Here is a 15657-nt window from a genome sequence, read left to right on the forward strand (position 1 = left end):
CTGGGGGTGTTCAACGTGGCACGTTCGAATCGCCCGCCATGGGCCAGCAACCGGGACACCCCCAGCCATGACCAAGCTTCTCCGCCCCTCCCGCCGTGCCGTGCTGGCCGGTGGCACCGCCTTTGCCGCCGGCCTTGCCATGCCCGCGATCAGCCGCGCCCAGGCCCGGCCCGTCTTCAGCCACGGGGTCCAGTCGGGCGACGTGGACACGATGTCGGGCATGATCTGGACCCGCACCGACCGGCCCGCGCAGGTGATGATGGAAGTCTCGACCACCGAGAGCTTTGCCAATGCCCGCCAGCTGGCGCCGCTGACCGCCACGCCTCAGACCGATTTCGCCGTCAAGCGCCTGGTCGAGGGGCTGCCGTCGGACCAGGATATCTTTTACCGCTTCGTGGCCGCCGACCTGGACGACATGAAGGCCACGTCCGAGCCGGTCGTGGGCCAGTTCCGCACCGCGCCGGCCTCGCGCCGGGACGTGCGCTTTGCCTGGTCGGGTGACACCGCCGGCCAGGGCTGGGGCATCGACGAGACGGGCATGAAGACCTATGCGACCATGGCCCAGCACAAGCCCGATTTCTTCATCCATTCCGGCGACACGATCTATGCTGACGGGCCGATGCAGGACGAGGTGATCAATGCCGCCGGCGAGGTGGTCTGGAAGAACGCCGTGCTGATCCCCGAAAAGCGCAAGGTGGCGGAAACGCTGGAAGAATACAGGGGCCAGTGGAAATACAACATGATGGACGAACATGTGCGGGCGATGAATGCCGTCTGCCCGACGTTCTATCAATGGGACGACCACGAGGTGGTGAACAACTGGTCGGCGTCCAAGGACCTGACCGGCGATGACCGCTACACCGAGAAATCGGTGCATGTGCTGGCCGCCCGGGCGGCGCGGGCCTTCCACGAGCTGACGCCGATCCGCTACCAGCCGGCCGAGCCGGGCCGGGTCTATCGCAAGATCGCCTATGGCCCGATGGTCGACGTGTTCTTCCTGGACCTGCGGTCCTATCGCGGGCCCAACGGCCCGGCCATGGAAGAGACGATCACGGCCGACAGCCAGGTGCTGGGCCGCGCGCAGATGGATTGGCTCAAGCGCGAGCTGGTCAATTCGACGGCGACCTGGAAGGTCATTGCCTGCGACATGCCGATCGGCGTGGTGGTCTGGGACAACTGGGCCGAGCAGGCCGGGGCCGAGGCCGTGGCCAATGGCGACAACGGCGCGGCCCGGGGCCGCGAGCTGGAATTCGCCGAGCTGCTGCGGTTCATCAAGGCGGCGGACATCCGCAACACGGTGTGGTTCACGGCCGACGTGCATTACACGGCGGCGCATTACTACAACCCGGACAAGGCGGCCTTTCAGGATTTCGAGCCGTTCTGGGAATTCGTGTCGGGCCCGCTGCATGCCGGGACCTTCGGGCCGAACGGGCTGGACATGACCTTTGGGCCGGAAGTCAAGTTCGTGAAGGCGCCGGAAGAAGGGCAGGGCCAGAACCTGTCACCGACCGAGGGTCTGCAGTTCTTCGGGCTGGTGGATATCGACGGGGCGACCCAGCAGATGACCGTGCGGCTGATGGACCGCGACGATGTCGAGCTGTGGAAGATCACGCTGGATCCGCAGGTCTGATCCGCGGCACGTGACGACATGGCCCGCGGCCCGGGGACGGGGCGCGGGCGGCAGCGGGGCCGTTGCCCTTGCCCGGGGACGGTTCCGGATGGCTGGTGGACGGCCGGATATTTGAGAAGAGAAAGAAGCAGCAGGGCGGCGCGCAGGCCCGACGCCGGTACGGGGCGGCGGGCCGAGGGGCGCGGGCCGGGGCGGTTTGCCTGGCTGGGAGCCTAGAAGTCGATGCCGCGTTGGGCCTTGATGCCGGCGTCGAACGGGTGCTTGACGGCTTCGATCTCGCTGACCAGGTCGGCGGCCTCGCAGAGCGCGGGCTTGGCATCGCGGCCGGTCAGGATGACGCTGGTGCGGTCATGTCGGGCGGCGAGACCTTTCAGGACGTCGTCGGTCGACAGGTAATCGTAGCGCATGGCGATGTTGATCTCGTCGAGCAGGACGAGGTCGTAATCGCCGCTGGCCATCAGCGCGCAGGCCTTGTCGAAGGCGGCGCGGGCGGCGGCGATGTCGCGGTCGCGGTCCTGGGTGTCCCAGGTGAAGCCTTCGCCCATCGTGTGCCAGGTGACGCCTCCGAGCTTGTCGAAGAACCGCCGTTCGCCGGTGATCCACTTGCCCTTGATGAATTGCACGACGGCCACCGACTGGCCCCAGCCGAGCGCGCGGACGAGCACGCCGAAGGCCGAGGACGATTTGCCCTTGCCCTTGCCGGTATGGACCAGGATCAGCCCGCGGCCGGGATCGGCGGCCTTGGCCACCTTGTCGCGGTGTTCGGCCTGGACCTTCTGCATCTTTTCCTTGTGGGTGTCTGTTTCGGACATCGGGGCTCCTCCGGTTGGGTCGGTTGCGGGGTCGGTCAGTCGCGTTGGCGGGCCGCGCGGGCGCGGTCGTTGATCAGGCCGAGCTGGCGTTCGCGCCAGAGCACCAGGACGTTGCCGGCGATGACCAGCAGGGCGCCGAGCAGCATGTAGAGCGTGGGCACTTCGCTGAAGAAGACATAGCCGATGGTGATGGCGAAGATCAGCGAGGCATAATCGTAGGGCGCAAGCATCGAGGCGGCGCCGAAGCGGTAGGCCGAGGTGACCAGGATCTGGGCGATGCCGCCGAGGATGCCGGTCATGCAGAGCAGGAACAGGGTCAGCGGGTCGGGCATGACCCAGCCGAAGGGGATGGTGAAGAGCGACAGGGTGGCCGAGGTCAGCGAGAAATAGAAGACGATGGCCGCGGTATGTTCGGTCTTGACCAGGGTGCGGATGTGGATCTGGACCAGGGCGCGCAGCACGCAGGAGGCCAGCACGAAGGCCACGCCCAGGCGCACGCCCGAGGTGATTTCATCGGGGCGCAGCGACAGGCGCGGCCAGGCGACGATCAGCACGCCGACAAGGCCCAGGATGACGGCCGTGATGCGGATGAAGCGGATGCGTTCGCCCAGGAGGAGCACGGCGAAGATGATCGTGAAGATCGGGGCGGCATAGCCGATGGCCGTGACCTCGGGCAGGGGCAGCAGGCCGAGGGCGGCGAAATTCGAGGCCATGGCCGCCGTGCCGAACAGGCCCCGCCAGACGTGGCCCAGGGTGTTGCGGGGCACGAGGGCTTCGCGCAGCTCGCCTTTCTGCCAGATCCAGATGACGATGACCGGCAGGGCCAGAAGAGACCGGAAGAACACGGCTTCGCCCGCCGGCACGGTTTCGGTCACGACCTTGACCAGCGCGGCCATGGCCGTGAAGAGCGCGACCGAGGTGATCTTGAGCAGGACCGCGAGGCCGGGGGCGGAATGGGTCGTGGGGGGCTTCATGGCTCCACCTCTGCGCCTTTCGCGGGGCGAGGGCAAGCCGTTGCGCGCCCGGGGTGGGGCGGGTGTGCGGCAGTGTCGGGCAGGAGGGTGCGCGGTGTCGGGTTGGCGTGCGCGGTGGTGGGCCGAGAGCGGACGGTGTCCGTTCGGTGCGGTGCGGTTCGGTTCGGTTCGGTGTGGCGTGGTGCGGTGTTGGGCCGAAGCGTGCGCCCGGTGCAGGTGTTCGTCCGGTGGCTCCCGGTGGCCGGGCGCGGGGCCGTGTCAGGCCTGATGCGCAAAGTGGCGGCCGGTCAGGGTGACGGCCGGGCAGACGGTGGTGGGGCGCGGTGCCCGTTCGGGGCGACCGGCGGTGGGCCGGTCAGCCGATGGGGCCGCGCAGGCCGCCGGTCTGGCCGCGATCCAGCAGCAGGTGGTCGAGCATGACACAGGCGGCCATGGCCTCGCCCACCGGCACGGCGCGGATGCCGACGCAGGGATCGTGCCGGCCCTTGGTCACGATTTCCGCCGGTTCACCCGACTTGGTGATCGTCCGCCGGGTGGTCAGGATCGACGAGGTCGGCTTGACCGCAAAGCGCAGGACGATGTCCTGGCCCGTCGAAATCCCGCCCAGGATGCCCCCGGCATGGTTCGACGTGTAGATCGGCCCGTCATTGCCCGGCAGGATCTCGTCGGCATTGTCGACGCCCGTCAGTGCCGCCGCGGCCATGCCCTCGCCGATTTCCACGCCTTTCACGGCGTTGATCGACATCATCGCCGCCGCCAGGTCGGTGTCGAGCTTGGCATAGATCGGGGCGCCCAGGCCCGCCGGCGCGCCCGAGACCGTGACCTCGATCACCGCGCCGACCGAATTGCCGTCCTTGCGCAGGGTGTCGAGGTAATCGGCCCAGTCGGCCGCCGCCCCGGCATCGGGGGTCCAGAACGGGTTGCGCTCGATCTCGGCCCAGTCGAACCGGTCGCGGTCGATCCCGCGGGGGCCCATCTGGACCATGTAGCCCGTGATCTTCAGATCCGGGGCCAGCGCGGCCAGCGCCGCCCGGGCCACCCCGCCGGCGGCCACGCGGGCCGCGGTTTCACGGGCCGAAGACCGCCCGCCGCCGCGGTAATCGCGGATGCCGTATTTCTGCCAATAGGTGATGTCGGCATGGCCGGGCCGGAATTTCTCGGCGATGTCGCCGTAATCCTTCGATCGCTGGTCGGTGTTCTCGATCATCAGCTGGATCGACGTGCCCGTCGTCCGGCCTTCGAAGACGCCCGACAGGATCCGCACCTCGTCCGGTTCGCGGCGCTGGGTGGTGTACTTGTTCTGGCCGGGTTTGCGCCGGTCCAGCCAGTGCTGCAGCATGGCCGCATCCAGGGCCACGCCCGGCGGGCAGCCATCGACCGTGGCGCCCAGGGCCGGCCCGTGGCTTTCGCCCCAGGTGGTCACGCGGAAGAGATGTCCGAATGTGTTCATCGACATGGGCCGGCTCCTGCTTGGTGCGCGGGGGTCTAGCGCAGGGCGTGCCCGGGGGAAAGCTTCTCTGTCGGGAATCGCCGGGAAATCGGCTAGTCTGGCCCGGCCACAGCCGAGGAGAGCCCCGATGGTCCGTCCCACCTGCCTGATCCCGTCCCTTGTCCTGCCGCTGAGCCTGACCCTGAGCCTGGCCATGGCGCCGGCCACCCCGGCCCGGGCCGAGGCGCCGATGACCCGCGCCGAGCTGGGGCGCAGCGAGACCGCGACCGAGACCGAAACCATCGTGTCGGAACTGCGCATGATGCCCGGGGCCTACCTGCGCCTGCACACCCATCCGGGCGACGAACATGTCTATGTCGTCAAGGGCGGGCCGATGACAACCAGGGACGGCCGGACCATTGCCTTTGAACCCGGCGGCTACCTGTTCTTTCCCCGGGGCCAGCTGCATGGCGGGCTGACCGCGGCCGGCGAGGATGAGGTGGTCGTCATGACCGTGCATGTCGTCGACAAGGGGCAGCCGGTCTATGACTATGCCGAGTGATCCGCGCCGGGTGATTGCCGCCCGGTGATCGCCGGCGCCCGACCCGGCCGGGGTGAGCGCAACCGAGCCCGAACAGCCAGCCCAAGGGCCGGCTTGCCAGCCCGCCGGCCAGCGATTACCAAGGTGGCCACCTCGGGGTGCCCGGTCGGGCTGAGATGCATCATGCGAACCCGTTGAACCTGAACCGGCTCATACCGGCGGAGGGAAGGTCATGGTCAGCCATTCATCCTTGCCCTGTCGCCGCAATCGGAGGATGCCAATGACACCGCCCCTTGTCCGCACGTCACATCTCACAATTGCAGCGGGACTTCTGTTCGGCACGGCCGCCCTGGCCGACACGCCCGAACTGATCGTCTATACCTACGACAGCTTCGTGTCCGAATGGGGCCCCGGCCCGGTGATCGAAGCGGCCTTCGAAGAGACCTGCGCCTGCGACCTGACCCTGGTGGGCGTCGGCGACGGCGCCGCCCTGCTGGCCCGCCTGCGTCTGGAAGGCCCGCGGTCCGAAGCCGACGTCGTGCTGGGCCTCGACAGCAACCTGGTGGCCGCGGCCCGCGAGACCGGGCTGTTCGCGCCCCATGGCGTCGACGTGGCCTATGACCTGCCCGTCGCCTGGGACGATGCCGAATTCGTGCCCTACGACTGGGGGTATTTCGCCTTTGTCCACGATCGCGCGACCGCCGCGCCGACCGATTTCCGCGCCCTGGCCGACAGCGACCTGACCATCGTCATCCAGGATCCCCGGTCGTCGACCCCGGGGCTGGGCCTGCTGATGTGGGTCAAGGCGGCCTATGGCGACGAGGCCCCGGCGATCTGGGAGGGGCTGGCCGACAACATCGTCACCGTGACCAAGGGCTGGTCCGAGGCCTATGGGCTGTTCCTCGAGGGCGAGGCCGACATGGTGCTGTCCTACACGACCTCGCCGGCCTATCACGTGATCGCCGAGGATGACGACACCAAGACCACGGCACCCTTTGACGAAGGCCATTACCTGCAGGTCGAAGTGGCCGGCAAGCTGGCCAACAGCGACCAGCCAGAGCTGGCCGATGCCTTCCTCGATTTCATGGTCGGCCCGGCTTTCCAGGGCGCGATTCCCACGACCAACTGGATGTATCCGGCGGTGATCCCGGCCGAGGGCCTGCCCGCCGGGTTCGACACGCTGGTGGTGCCCGGCGAGGCGCTGCTGGTGCCCGTGGGCGAGGTTCCGGCCCTGCGTGACGAGGCCCTGGCCGAATGGCTGACCGCGCTCAGCCGGTAAGGCCGGGCGCCGGGTTTGCCGCCGCCGGGCTGGTCGCGCTGCTGGTCTGCGGCGCGCTGGCGGCCGTGGCCTGGCGGGCCGGGGGCGCGGCGGCGCCCGGGCCGGCCGACTGGGCCGCGCTGCGCTTCACCCTGGTCCAGGCCCTGGTCTCGGCGGCGGTCAGCCTGGCGCTGGCCGTGCCGCTGGCCCGGGCGCTGGCCCGCCGGCGCTTTCCCGGCCGGGGCCTGCTGGTCACCTTGCTGGGCGCGCCGTTCCTGCTGCCGGTCATCGTGGCCGTGCTGGGCCTGCTGACGGTGTTCGGGCGGTCGGGCTGGGTCAATGCCGGGCTTGGCCTTCTGGGCCTGCCGCCGGTGCAGATCTACGGGTTTCACGGCGTTGTCCTGGCCCATGTGTTCTTCAACCTGCCGCTGGCCACGCGGCTGATCCTGCAGGGCTGGGCCGAGATCCCGGCGGAGCGGTTCCGCCTGGCCGCCCAGCTGGGCCTTGGCCCGGCCGAGATCCGGCGGTTCCTGGAATGGCCGATGCTGCGGCGTATCGCGCCGGGGGCCTTTGCGGTGATCTTCGGCATCTGCCTGACCAGCTTTGCCGTGGCGCTGACCCTGGGCGGTGGGCCGCGGGCGACAACGGTCGAGCTGGCGATCTACCAGGCGTTCCAGTTCGATTTCGATCTCGGGCGGGCGGCCTTCCTGGCCTGCGTCCAGATCCTGCTGACCCTGGGCGCGGCGGCGCTGGCGCTGCGCCTGTCGGCGGGCGAAGGGTTTGGCGCCGGGCTGGACCGGACGGTCCAACGCTGGGACGCCGGGGCCTGGCACCTGCGCGCCGCTGACGCGGCGCTGATCGTGCTGGCCGCGCTGTTCCTTGTCGTGCCGATGGCCGCTGTCGCGGCCCGGGGCGCGGCGGGCCTTGCGGCCCTTCCGCCATCGGTCTGGCGCGCGGCGCTGACCTCGCTCGGCGTTGCCGCGCTCAGCCTTGCCGTGCTCGCGCTGCTCGCCCTGCCCATGGTGGCCGCCCTGGCGGGCGGGCGGCACCGCTGGGTCGACATGGCCGGGCTGCTGGGGCTGGCGGTGTCGCCGCTGGCGCTGGGGACGGGCCTGTTCATCCTGCTCTATCCGCTGGCCGATCCGGCGGCGCTGGCCCTGCCGGTCACGGCGCTGGTCAACGCGGCCATGGCGCTGCCCTTCGTGCTGCGCATCCTGGTGCCGGCGGCGCGGTCGGTGGTGGCCGATCACGGCCGGCTGGGCGCCCAGCTGGACATGGGGCGCGGGCCGTTCTTCCGCCTGGTCCTGCTGCCCCGCCTGGCTCCCCAGCTGGGCTTTGCCGCCGGGCTGGGCATGGCCCTGTCGCTGGGCGACCTGGGGGTCATCGCGCTTTTTGCCAACCACGAGGAGGCCACGTTGCCCCTGCAGATCTACCGCCTGATGGGCGCCTACCGGATGGATGCCGCGGCGGGGGCGTCGCTGTTGCTGATGCTGCTGGCCTTCGGGGCGTTCTGGATTTGTGATCACAAGGGGCGTGCCCATGCTGTCGCTTGAGGCGCTGACCTGCGAGGCCGGGGGGTTCCGGCTGTCGGCCGACCTGGCCGTGGCCCCGGGGCGGATCGTGGCGGTGATCGGGCCGTCGGGGGCGGGCAAGTCGACCCTGCTGAACACCATCGCCGGCTTCCTGCCCCCGGCCGGCGGGCGGATCCGCTGGGCCGGGGAGGACATCGCCAAGCTGGCACCGGGCCGGCGGCCGGTGGCCATGTTGTTCCAGGATGGCAATCTCTTCCCCCACCTGGGCATCGCGCGCAACGTGGCGCTGGGGCAGGACCCGCGCGGCCGGCTGACCGGCCCGCTGCGCGCCCGGGTCGAGGAGGCGCTGGCCCGCGTCGGGCTCGGCGGGCTGGGCGACCGCCTGCCGGGCACGCTGTCGGGTGGCCAGCAGAGCCGGGCGGCGCTGGCCCGAATCCTGGTGCAGGATCGCCCGCTGATCCTGCTGGACGAACCCTTTGCCGCGCTCGGCCCGGCGCTGAAGGCCGACATGCTCGACCTGGTGGCCGACCTGGCCCGGGCGCAGGGGGCCAGCGTGCTGATGATCACCCATGATCCCCGGGATGCCCGGCGCATTGCCGACGACGCCATCCTGGTCGCCGAAGGCCGGGCCGCGCCGCCGGTGCCGACCGCGGCCCTGCTGGACAAGCCGCCCAAGCCGTTGCAGGACTACCTGGCGCAATCCAGCTGAGGCCCGAGATGCATCCGAACCCCGTCTACCACACAGCCGATGCGGACCAGAACCTGGCCTGGGCCCGCGAGCGCGCCTTTGGCGTGCTGGCCTGCGCTGCCGGCCCGGAAGCGCCGATGCTCAGCCATGTGCCCTTTCTGCTGGATGCCGAGGCGCGCATGGCCGAGCTGCATCTCGTGCGGTCGAACCCCATCGCCCGGGCGCTGAAGGCCGGCCCGCAGACCGCGCGGCTGGCGGTGTCGGGCCCGGATTCCTATGTCTCGCCCGATTGGTACGGGATCGAGGACCAGGTCCCGACGTGGAACTACGTCGCCGTCCATCTCACCGGGCAGCTGGAACTGCTGCCTGTCACGGAGCTGCGGCCCCTGCTCGACCGCCAGTCGGCCTTCTACGAGGACCGGCTGCGCCCGAAACCGCCCTGGACCACCGACAAGATGACGCCCGAGGCGCTGGACCGGCTGATGCGGATGATCCTGCCGGTGCGGCTGTGGATCGACGATGTGGACGGCACCTGGAAGCTGACCCAGAACAAGACGGCAGCCGCCCGTGACGGCGCGGCGGACCAGATGGATGCCTACGGGTTCGGCTCCGACCCGCGCGTGCTGGCCGCCTTGATGCGGGGGGTATGACGGCCCGGCGGTGCCGCCCCGGGGCTTCTGTCGGATGGGATATTTATGAAGAGAAAGAAGCAGGGGCGCGGTCTGCTGCTTCTTTCTCTTTCCAAATATCCGGCCGTTCGCCGGCAAGCGGGCGCCGTCCCCGGGCAAGGGCGCTTGCGTGGCAGGGGAAAGGCGCTAGGGTCGCGATCAAAGAGGACGGAGCCCCCCATGAAACTCTATCAATCCCCCGCGTCGCCCTTCGTGCGCAAGGTCCTGGTCGTGCTGCACGAAACCGGCCAGATCGCGGATGTCGAGCTGGTGCCGGTCAAGGTCACCGCAACCGCGCCGTCGGACCAGCTGATCCCCAAGAACCCGCTGTCCAAGATCCCCGCTCTGGAGCGCGAGGACGGGCCGGCGATCTATGACAGCCGGGTGATCTGTGCCTATCTCGACGACCGTTCGGGCGGGCGGTTGTATCACACCGGGGCCGGGCGGTGGGACCAGCTGACGCTGGAAGCCACGGCCGACGGGCTGACCGAAGCCGCCGTCCTGATGGTCTATGAAGGCCGCATCCGGCCGGACGACATGCAATATGCCCCCTGGGTCGAGGCGCAATGGGGCAAGGTCGACCGGGCGCTGACCGCGCTGGAAGACCGTTGGATGCCGCATCTGCACGGCGCGCTGGACATCGGCCAGATCGCCGTGGGCTGCGCCCTGGGCTACCTGGATTTCCGCCATGCCGATCGCAACTGGCGCGAGGGCCGGCCGGCGCTGGATGCCTGGTACGAAACCTTTGCCGCCCGGGCGTCGATGGTGGCCACGCAGCCGCAGGGCTGAGCCATGCGCGCGGCGCTCGGCGCAGGGGTGCTGCTGGCCGCGCTGTGGGGATTTACCCAAGTCATGCAGGGGCTTGGCGCCTGGGCATTTGGCCTGGCCGCGCTGGTCACGGCCATGCCGCTGACGCTGGTCGGCGCCCATGGCGCGGCGATGCGGCGGTTGCGGCGCTTGCAGGTGCTCGACCCCGGGGGCTGGGCCTTTCGGCGGCTGTCGGGCCCGGTGCTGCGGGTGGCGGTCCAGCTGGTGGTTGCGCTGGTCCTGGCACTGATCCTGCTGGTGCGCCTGGCCGGGCAGGGCCTGGCCGAATGGGCGGCGCTTGGCGTTGCGGCCCTGGCCGTGCCGCTGGGCGCGCGGGCCTGGGATGCGCTGGCCGGCGGCCAGATCGCCGAGGCCTTCCGGACCGGCGCGCGCATCCGGGCCGGGTGGGTCATCGGGGCACTGGCCGGGCTGGTGGCCTACCTGGTCCTGCGCGGCCAGGGCGGCGCGCCGGTCATGCCCGCCGGGCCCTATCGCAGCGCGCTGGTCGAACAGGCCATGCTGCTGGGCGCGCAATGGCAATTGCTGGAGGATTTCGCCCTGGGCCAGCTGGCCGTTCTGGGCGATTGGGGCCGGCTGGCCGCGGGGATCGTCTCGGCGCTGGGGGTGCTGGCCCTGGCCGGGACCGGCGCCGGGCTGGCCGCGGCCTTCCTGCTGACCCGCGCCGCCCTGGCCCGCGCCCTTGCGCCGGTGGGCGCTCCGGCCCCCGGGCCGGTGGCCCTGGGCTGGACCGCCGCCCTGGTCACGATCCTGCTGGCCTTTGTCTATGTCCCGGCCCTGGCCCTGGCCGAGGCCACCCTGCGCGGCATGCCCCGCCAGGACCGCCCGTCCGAGGTCTTTGTCACCCAGGTCGAGGAGATCGGCGGCCGGTACTTTGCCCCGGGCACCATTGCCGAGATCACCGGCCGGCGGATCGAGGCCCAGGTCGAGGCCGCGCCCGGGGCCCGCGACCTGCTGCATGCCGAGATCGACGCCGGGTTCGACGCGATGACGGCCAATGTCGATCCCTTCCTCGACTGGTATTACTCGCTGCCCGCCGAATATGCCCAGATCGGCCACCTGCTGGCCGGTGATTTCGAAAGCTACCTGGCCGGGCGGATGAGCGATTTCCTCGGCCGGGGCGCGCCCTTTGCCGGGCTCGAAGAGGCGCTGGCCGGGCTGGAGACCGTCGACGCGGCGCTGCGCCCGGACCTGGCCCGCGAGCTGGCAGGGATGGCCGAGGCCCGGCGGGTCGATGTCGTGCCGGGCCAGCCGCTGGCCGTGACCGGCCGGGCCGAGGCGCCGGTGCTGCTGGGGCTGGACGGGATCGGCATCGCCGGAGCGGTGGGCGAGGGGCTGAAGACCCGGCTGGCCGTGTCGGGCGGCACCGCCGGGGTGGCCGGGGCGCTGACCGGGGCGGTGGTGGCCAAGCTGGGTGCCAAGGGCGTGACCAAGGTAGCGGCCAAGGCGGCCGTCAAGGTCGCGGCGTCCAAGGGCATCGGGGGCACCGCCGGGGCCGGGGCGGGCGCGGCGGCGGGCGGGCTGCTGGGCTCGGTCGTGCCGGGGCTGGGCACGGCGGCCGGAGCCCTGATCGGCGGGGCGATCGGCGGGCTGGCCGTGGGCGTGGGTACCGACTTTCTGCTCAAGAAGCTCGAAGAGGCATTGTCACGCGAGACGCTGCGCGCTGATATCGTTGCCGAACTTGACGCAGCCCGTCTGGACGTGCACGGCTTGGTCGACGCGGACCTGTCCGCAAAGTGACGTATCTCGGCCACCGCGGCCGGACTGCGCGCCTATGACCGCTGGACGTAAGCGGTCTGCGGCATTATGCAACCGCGTTGAGGCGCCATGCCCCTGCTGCGTGGCGAGAGGTGAACCGCCCCCGGGTCCGGGGAGCTGAAATCGGAGACGAAGGCCAGTGTCCCACGCAGATGATCACGAAGGCTCCCGGAGAGACTTTCTCTATTACACGACGGCCGGCGCCGGTGCAGTGGTCGCGGGCGCGGCCATCTGGCCGCTGGTCAACCAGATGAATCCCTCGGCCGATGTCCAGGCCCTGTCGTCGATCATGGTCGACATATCGGGTGTCGAGCCGGGAACGCAAATCACGGTAAAGTGGCTGGGCAAACCGGTGTTTATCCGCCGCCGCACCCAGGACGAGATCGACGCCGCCCGTGACGTGCCGATCACCGACCTGCCGGACCCCGACGCGCGCAACGCCAATATCTCGGTCGGGGCGGAAGCCACCGACGCCAACCGTGCCCTGCCTCAGCCCGGCGACGAGAACGCCGAGGAATGGCTGGTCATGATGGGCGTGTGCACCCACCTGGGCTGTGTGCCCCTGGGCGATGGTGCCGGCGATTTCGGCGGCTGGTTCTGCCCCTGCCACGGATCCCACTATGACACCGCCGGCCGTATCCGCCGCGGACCCGCCCCCGAGAACCTGCCGGTTCCGGTCGCCGCCTTCGTCGACGAATCGACGATCCAACTCGGATAAGGAAGCCAGTCATGTCCGGAATTCCGCACGATCATTACGAGCCGAAAACCAAGGGCGAGAAGTGGGTCGAAAGCCGACTGCCGATCATTGGCCTGATCTATGACACGCTGATGATCCCCACGCCCAAGAACCTGAACTGGTGGTGGATCTGGGGCATCGTCCTGGCCTTCTGCCTGGCGCTGCAGATCGTCACCGGCATCGTCCTGGTGATGCATTACACGCCGCATGTCGACCTGGCCTTTGCCAGCGTCGAGCACATCATGCGCGACGTCAACGGCGGCTTCATGCTGCGCTACCTGCATGCCAACGGCGCCTCGCTGTTCTTTGTCGCCGTCTACATCCACATCTTCCGCGGCCTGTTCTACGGGTCCTACAAGGCCCCGCGCGAGATCACCTGGATCGTCGGCATGCTCATCTACCTGATGATGATGGGCACGGCCTTCATGGGCTACGTCCTGCCCTGGGGCCAGATGTCGTTCTGGGGGGCCACGGTGATCACCGGGCTGTTCGGAGCCATCCCGTTCATCGGTGAATCGATCCAGACCTGGCTGCTGGGCGGCCCGGCCGTGGACAACGCCACGCTGAACCGCTTCTTCTCGCTGCACTACCTGCTGCCTTTCGTCATCGCGGGCCTGGTCATCGTGCACATCTGGGCCTTCCACTCGACGGGCAACAACAACCCCACGGGTGTCGATGTCCGCAAGGGGTCCAAGGAAGAAGCCAAGAAGGACACGCTGCCCTTCTGGCCCTATTTCGTCATCAAGGACCTCGTCGGCCTGTCGATCGTGCTGGTGATCTTCTTTGCCATCGTCGGGTTCATGCCCAACTACCTGGGCCACCCCGACAACTACATCGAGGCCAACCCGCTGGCCACGCCGGCCCATATCGTGCCGGAATGGTACTTCCTGCCCTTCTACGCCATCCTGCGGGCCTTCACGGCCGATGTCTGGCTGGTGCAGATCGTCAACGTCCTGACCGGCGGCATCATCGACGCCAAGTTCTTCGGCGTGCTGGCCATGTTCGGCGCCATCGCCGTCATGGCCCTGGCGCCCTGGCTCGACACGTCGTCGGTGCGGTCGGGCCGCTATCGTCCGATGTTCAAATGGTGGTTCTACCTGCTGGTCATCGACTTCATCGTCCTGATGTGGTGTGGCGCCATGCCGGCCGAGCCGCCGTATTCCGGCATCTCGCTGCTGGGCGCGACCTACTGGTTCGCCTACTTCCTGGTGATCCTGCCGCTGCTGGGCGTGCTGGAGAAACCGGATGCGCAGCCGGCGACGATCGAGGACGATTTCAACGCCCATTATCCCAAGGCAGCCGGCACCGATGGTGCGGCCCCCGAGGCCACCCCGGCCGAATAAGAGACAAGGACAAGGTAAAATGTTCAGAACGCTTCTTATCGGCGCCACCCTGGCCCTTTCGCCCCTGGCCGCAATCGCGGCCGGTTCGGAGGGCGGGCATATCGAAAACGTGCGCTTTTCCTTCGACGGGCCGTTCGGCACCTATGACCAGAACCAGCTGCAGCGCGGCCTGCAGCTTTACACCGAGGTCTGCGCGGGCTGTCACGGGCTCAAGTTCGTGCCCTTCCGCACCCTGTCCGACGAGGGCGGGCCGGGCATCCCCGAGGATCAGGTCCGGGCCTATGCCGCGGAATTCGCGGTGCTCGACGAAGGCGCCAACATGCATCTCTACGATGCGGCCGAAGGCGAGCTGCGCGGGCTGACGCCCACGGATCACTTCCCGGCCAACGACTCGCTCGGCGCGCCGGACCTCAGCCTGATGGCCAAGGCCCGGGCCGGGTTCCACGGGCCTTACGGGCTGGGGATCAACCAGTTCTTCAAGGGCATCGGCGGGCCGGAATACATCGTCGGCGTGCTGACCAGCTACACCGGCGAGGAAAAGGTCGAGGCCGGCGTGACGCTCTACGAGAACACCGCCTTCCCGGGCGGCTGGATCGGCATGGCCCCGCCGCTCTATGGCGAGGACGTCGAATTTGCCGACGGCCATGCCAACGACCTGCACCACGAAGCCGAGGACGTCGCGGCCTTCCTGATGTGGGCGGCCGAGCCGAAACTGGCCGCGCGCAAGCAGGCCGGCCTGACCGGGGTGATCTTCCTGGCGATCCTGTCGGTCCTGCTCTACCTGACCAACAAGCGCATCTGGGCGCCGATCAAGGGCAAGGAAGTCCACTGACCGGTGGTGCCGGACCGGTCCCCGCAAGGGGCCGGGACGTGGATGCCGAGACAATGAAAGGGCGTGAGAGGGCAACCTCTCACGCCCTTCGGCTTTGGTGGTGACCGCGCGAGGCAGGGCGCGGCCACCGGCCCCGGGTCACCCTGCGCGTCCGGCCCGGGACAGCGGGCGGCGCAGATCCTGCCACTGGTGGCGGGCCCGTAACGAGACCCACCACAGCGCGGTCATCAGAAGGTAACCGTCGGCCATGCGATGCCGGGCCCTACTTGATCGCGTGAATGCGCGGACGTTCGGGCGAGTTGGCCTGCGAACAGCGGTTCATCTCGGCCAGCGCGGCCCACATGTCGTCATGGGTCCGTATCTGTTCGTTGGACCATTTCGAGATCGACCGCAGAACCCCGCCGAACAGGTGGTCGCTGGGGCTGAGCCGGTGCAGCATGCGGTTGAGGCTGTCCAGCTTGATGCGGCACATTTCCTCGTGCTGTTTGAGGGCCTCGAAACGGGCGACGGCGTCTTCGTAATTACCTGGCATCCCACTCATGATCTGTTCCCAACTTTTTCCTTGTAACAACTGGGATCAGTTAAGCCCGGCCCGGCCGCCGGGTCTGTGAAGCGCGTCACATGTCTGGAA

The 15657-nt window shown here is 69.2% G+C and carries 15 protein-coding genes and 1 riboswitch; of the genes, 11 read left to right on the forward strand and 4 right to left on the reverse strand.

Going from position 1 to position 15657, the window contains the following annotated elements; genetic code table 11:
• Positions 1-67: 67 nt before the first annotated feature.
• Positions 68-1630 (forward strand): alkaline phosphatase D family protein, encoded by a 1563-nt coding sequence (locus tag ACK3BB_RS04135; RefSeq protein ID WP_428927468.1) that lies wholly within the window; start codon positions 68-70, stop codon positions 1628-1630.
• Positions 1631-1842: 212 nt separating this feature from the next.
• Here ACK3BB_RS04135 and cobO read toward each other — a convergent pair whose 3' ends face one another.
• The 3 genes from cobO to aroC all read right to left on the reverse strand — a co-directional run bounded on the left by cobO (position 1843) and on the right by aroC (position 4872).
• Positions 1843-2442: a cob(I)yrinic acid a,c-diamide adenosyltransferase gene (cobO, locus tag ACK3BB_RS04140; protein WP_428927469.1), complete on the reverse strand. Its 600-nt coding sequence runs from the start codon at positions 2440-2442 to the stop codon at positions 1843-1845.
• 35 nt (positions 2443-2477) lie between these two features.
• Positions 2478-3416, reverse strand: a complete 939-nt coding sequence (locus ACK3BB_RS04145) for a DMT family transporter (RefSeq protein WP_428927470.1) — start codon at positions 3414-3416, stop codon at positions 2478-2480.
• 355 nt (positions 3417-3771) lie between these two features.
• The gene (gene aroC / locus ACK3BB_RS04150; RefSeq protein ID WP_428927471.1) at positions 3772-4872 is read right to left on the reverse strand and encodes a chorismate synthase; all 1101 of its coding nucleotides are present in this window, start codon (positions 4870-4872) and stop codon (positions 3772-3774) included.
• Between the two features lie 121 nt (positions 4873-4993).
• Here aroC and ACK3BB_RS04155 point away from each other — a divergent pair, with 121 nt between their 5' ends.
• The 10 genes from ACK3BB_RS04155 to ACK3BB_RS04200 all read left to right on the forward strand — a co-directional run bounded on the left by ACK3BB_RS04155 (position 4994) and on the right by ACK3BB_RS04200 (position 15026).
• Positions 4994-5407: a cupin domain-containing protein gene (locus ACK3BB_RS04155; protein ID WP_428927472.1), complete on the forward strand. Its 414-nt coding sequence runs from the start codon at positions 4994-4996 to the stop codon at positions 5405-5407.
• 123 nt (positions 5408-5530) lie between these two features.
• Positions 5531-5630: riboswitch (TPP riboswitch) on the forward strand.
• A 36-nt stretch (positions 5631-5666) separates the two neighbouring features.
• The gene (gene thiB / locus ACK3BB_RS04160; RefSeq protein WP_428927473.1) at positions 5667-6665 is read left to right on the forward strand and encodes a thiamine ABC transporter substrate binding subunit; all 999 of its coding nucleotides are present in this window, start codon (positions 5667-5669) and stop codon (positions 6663-6665) included.
• Positions 6641-8197, forward strand: a complete 1557-nt coding sequence (locus ACK3BB_RS04165) for a thiamine/thiamine pyrophosphate ABC transporter permease ThiP (protein WP_428927474.1) — start codon at positions 6641-6643, stop codon at positions 8195-8197. The genes thiB and ACK3BB_RS04165 overlap by 25 nt, the downstream gene beginning before the upstream one ends.
• Positions 8184-8885, forward strand: a complete 702-nt coding sequence (locus tag ACK3BB_RS04170; protein ID WP_428927475.1) for an ATP-binding cassette domain-containing protein — start codon at positions 8184-8186, stop codon at positions 8883-8885. Before ACK3BB_RS04165 ends, ACK3BB_RS04170 begins: the two co-directional genes overlap by 14 nt.
• Positions 8886-8893: 8 nt before the next feature.
• Complete coding sequence (locus ACK3BB_RS04175) at positions 8894-9514, forward strand: FMN-binding negative transcriptional regulator (RefSeq protein ID WP_428927476.1); 621 nt, start codon at positions 8894-8896, stop codon at positions 9512-9514.
• 198 nt (positions 9515-9712) lie between these two features.
• Positions 9713-10321, forward strand: a complete 609-nt coding sequence (locus ACK3BB_RS04180; protein ID WP_428927477.1) for a glutathione S-transferase — start codon at positions 9713-9715, stop codon at positions 10319-10321.
• 3 nt (positions 10322-10324) lie between these two features.
• Positions 10325-12097 carry a hypothetical protein gene (locus ACK3BB_RS04185; protein ID WP_428927478.1) on the forward strand — a complete coding sequence of 591 codons (1773 nt, stop codon included), beginning with the start codon at positions 10325-10327 and terminating at the stop codon, positions 12095-12097.
• Between the two features lie 157 nt (positions 12098-12254).
• Positions 12255-12833, forward strand: a complete 579-nt coding sequence (gene petA / locus ACK3BB_RS04190; protein WP_428927479.1) for a ubiquinol-cytochrome c reductase iron-sulfur subunit — start codon at positions 12255-12257, stop codon at positions 12831-12833.
• 11 nt (positions 12834-12844) lie between these two features.
• Entirely contained in the window at positions 12845-14194 is a 1350-nt protein-coding gene (gene petB, locus ACK3BB_RS04195; RefSeq protein ID WP_428927480.1) for a cytochrome b, read from the forward strand.
• A 19-nt stretch (positions 14195-14213) separates the two neighbouring features.
• The gene (locus ACK3BB_RS04200) at positions 14214-15026 is read left to right on the forward strand and encodes a cytochrome c1 (RefSeq protein ID WP_428927481.1); all 813 of its coding nucleotides are present in this window, start codon (positions 14214-14216) and stop codon (positions 15024-15026) included.
• Positions 15027-15288: 262 nt separating this feature from the next.
• On the opposite strand, the gene ACK3BB_RS04205 is transcribed toward ACK3BB_RS04200, so the two are convergent.
• Positions 15289-15567 carry a hypothetical protein gene (locus tag ACK3BB_RS04205; RefSeq protein ID WP_428927482.1) on the reverse strand — a complete coding sequence of 93 codons (279 nt, stop codon included), beginning with the start codon at positions 15565-15567 and terminating at the stop codon, positions 15289-15291.
• Between the last annotated feature and the right edge of the window lie 90 nt (positions 15568-15657).

The organism is Marinibacterium sp. SX1 (assembly GCF_050389775.1).
Classification (GTDB): Bacteria; Pseudomonadota; Alphaproteobacteria; order Rhodobacterales; family Rhodobacteraceae; genus Marinibacterium.

Bases quoted from the DNA above. Each gene is read 5' to 3' on its own strand.
- ACK3BB_RS04135 (WP_428927468.1), top strand. From the start codon at position 68: ATGACCAAGCTTCTCCGCCCCTCCCGCCGTGCCGTGCTGGCCGGTGGC.
- cobO (WP_428927469.1), bottom strand. From the start codon at position 2,442: ATGTCCGAAACAGACACCCACAAGGAAAAGATGCAGAAGGTCCAGGCC.
- ACK3BB_RS04145 (WP_428927470.1), bottom strand. From the start codon at position 3,416: ATGAAGCCCCCCACGACCCATTCCGCCCCCGGCCTCGCGGTCCTGCTC.
- aroC (WP_428927471.1), bottom strand. From the start codon at position 4,872: ATGTCGATGAACACATTCGGACATCTCTTCCGCGTGACCACCTGGGGC.
- ACK3BB_RS04155 (WP_428927472.1), top strand. From the start codon at position 4,994: ATGGTCCGTCCCACCTGCCTGATCCCGTCCCTTGTCCTGCCGCTGAGC.
- thiB (WP_428927473.1), top strand. From the start codon at position 5,667: ATGACACCGCCCCTTGTCCGCACGTCACATCTCACAATTGCAGCGGGA.
- ACK3BB_RS04165 (WP_428927474.1), top strand. From the start codon at position 6,641: ATGGCTGACCGCGCTCAGCCGGTAAGGCCGGGCGCCGGGTTTGCCGCC.
- ACK3BB_RS04170 (WP_428927475.1), top strand. From the start codon at position 8,184: ATGCTGTCGCTTGAGGCGCTGACCTGCGAGGCCGGGGGGTTCCGGCTG.
- ACK3BB_RS04175 (WP_428927476.1), top strand. From the start codon at position 8,894: ATGCATCCGAACCCCGTCTACCACACAGCCGATGCGGACCAGAACCTG.
- ACK3BB_RS04180 (WP_428927477.1), top strand. From the start codon at position 9,713: ATGAAACTCTATCAATCCCCCGCGTCGCCCTTCGTGCGCAAGGTCCTG.
- ACK3BB_RS04185 (WP_428927478.1), top strand. From the start codon at position 10,325: ATGCGCGCGGCGCTCGGCGCAGGGGTGCTGCTGGCCGCGCTGTGGGGA.
- petB (WP_428927480.1), top strand. From the start codon at position 12,845: ATGTCCGGAATTCCGCACGATCATTACGAGCCGAAAACCAAGGGCGAG.
- ACK3BB_RS04200 (WP_428927481.1), top strand. From the start codon at position 14,214: ATGTTCAGAACGCTTCTTATCGGCGCCACCCTGGCCCTTTCGCCCCTG.
- ACK3BB_RS04205 (WP_428927482.1), bottom strand. From the start codon at position 15,567: ATGAGTGGGATGCCAGGTAATTACGAAGACGCCGTCGCCCGTTTCGAG.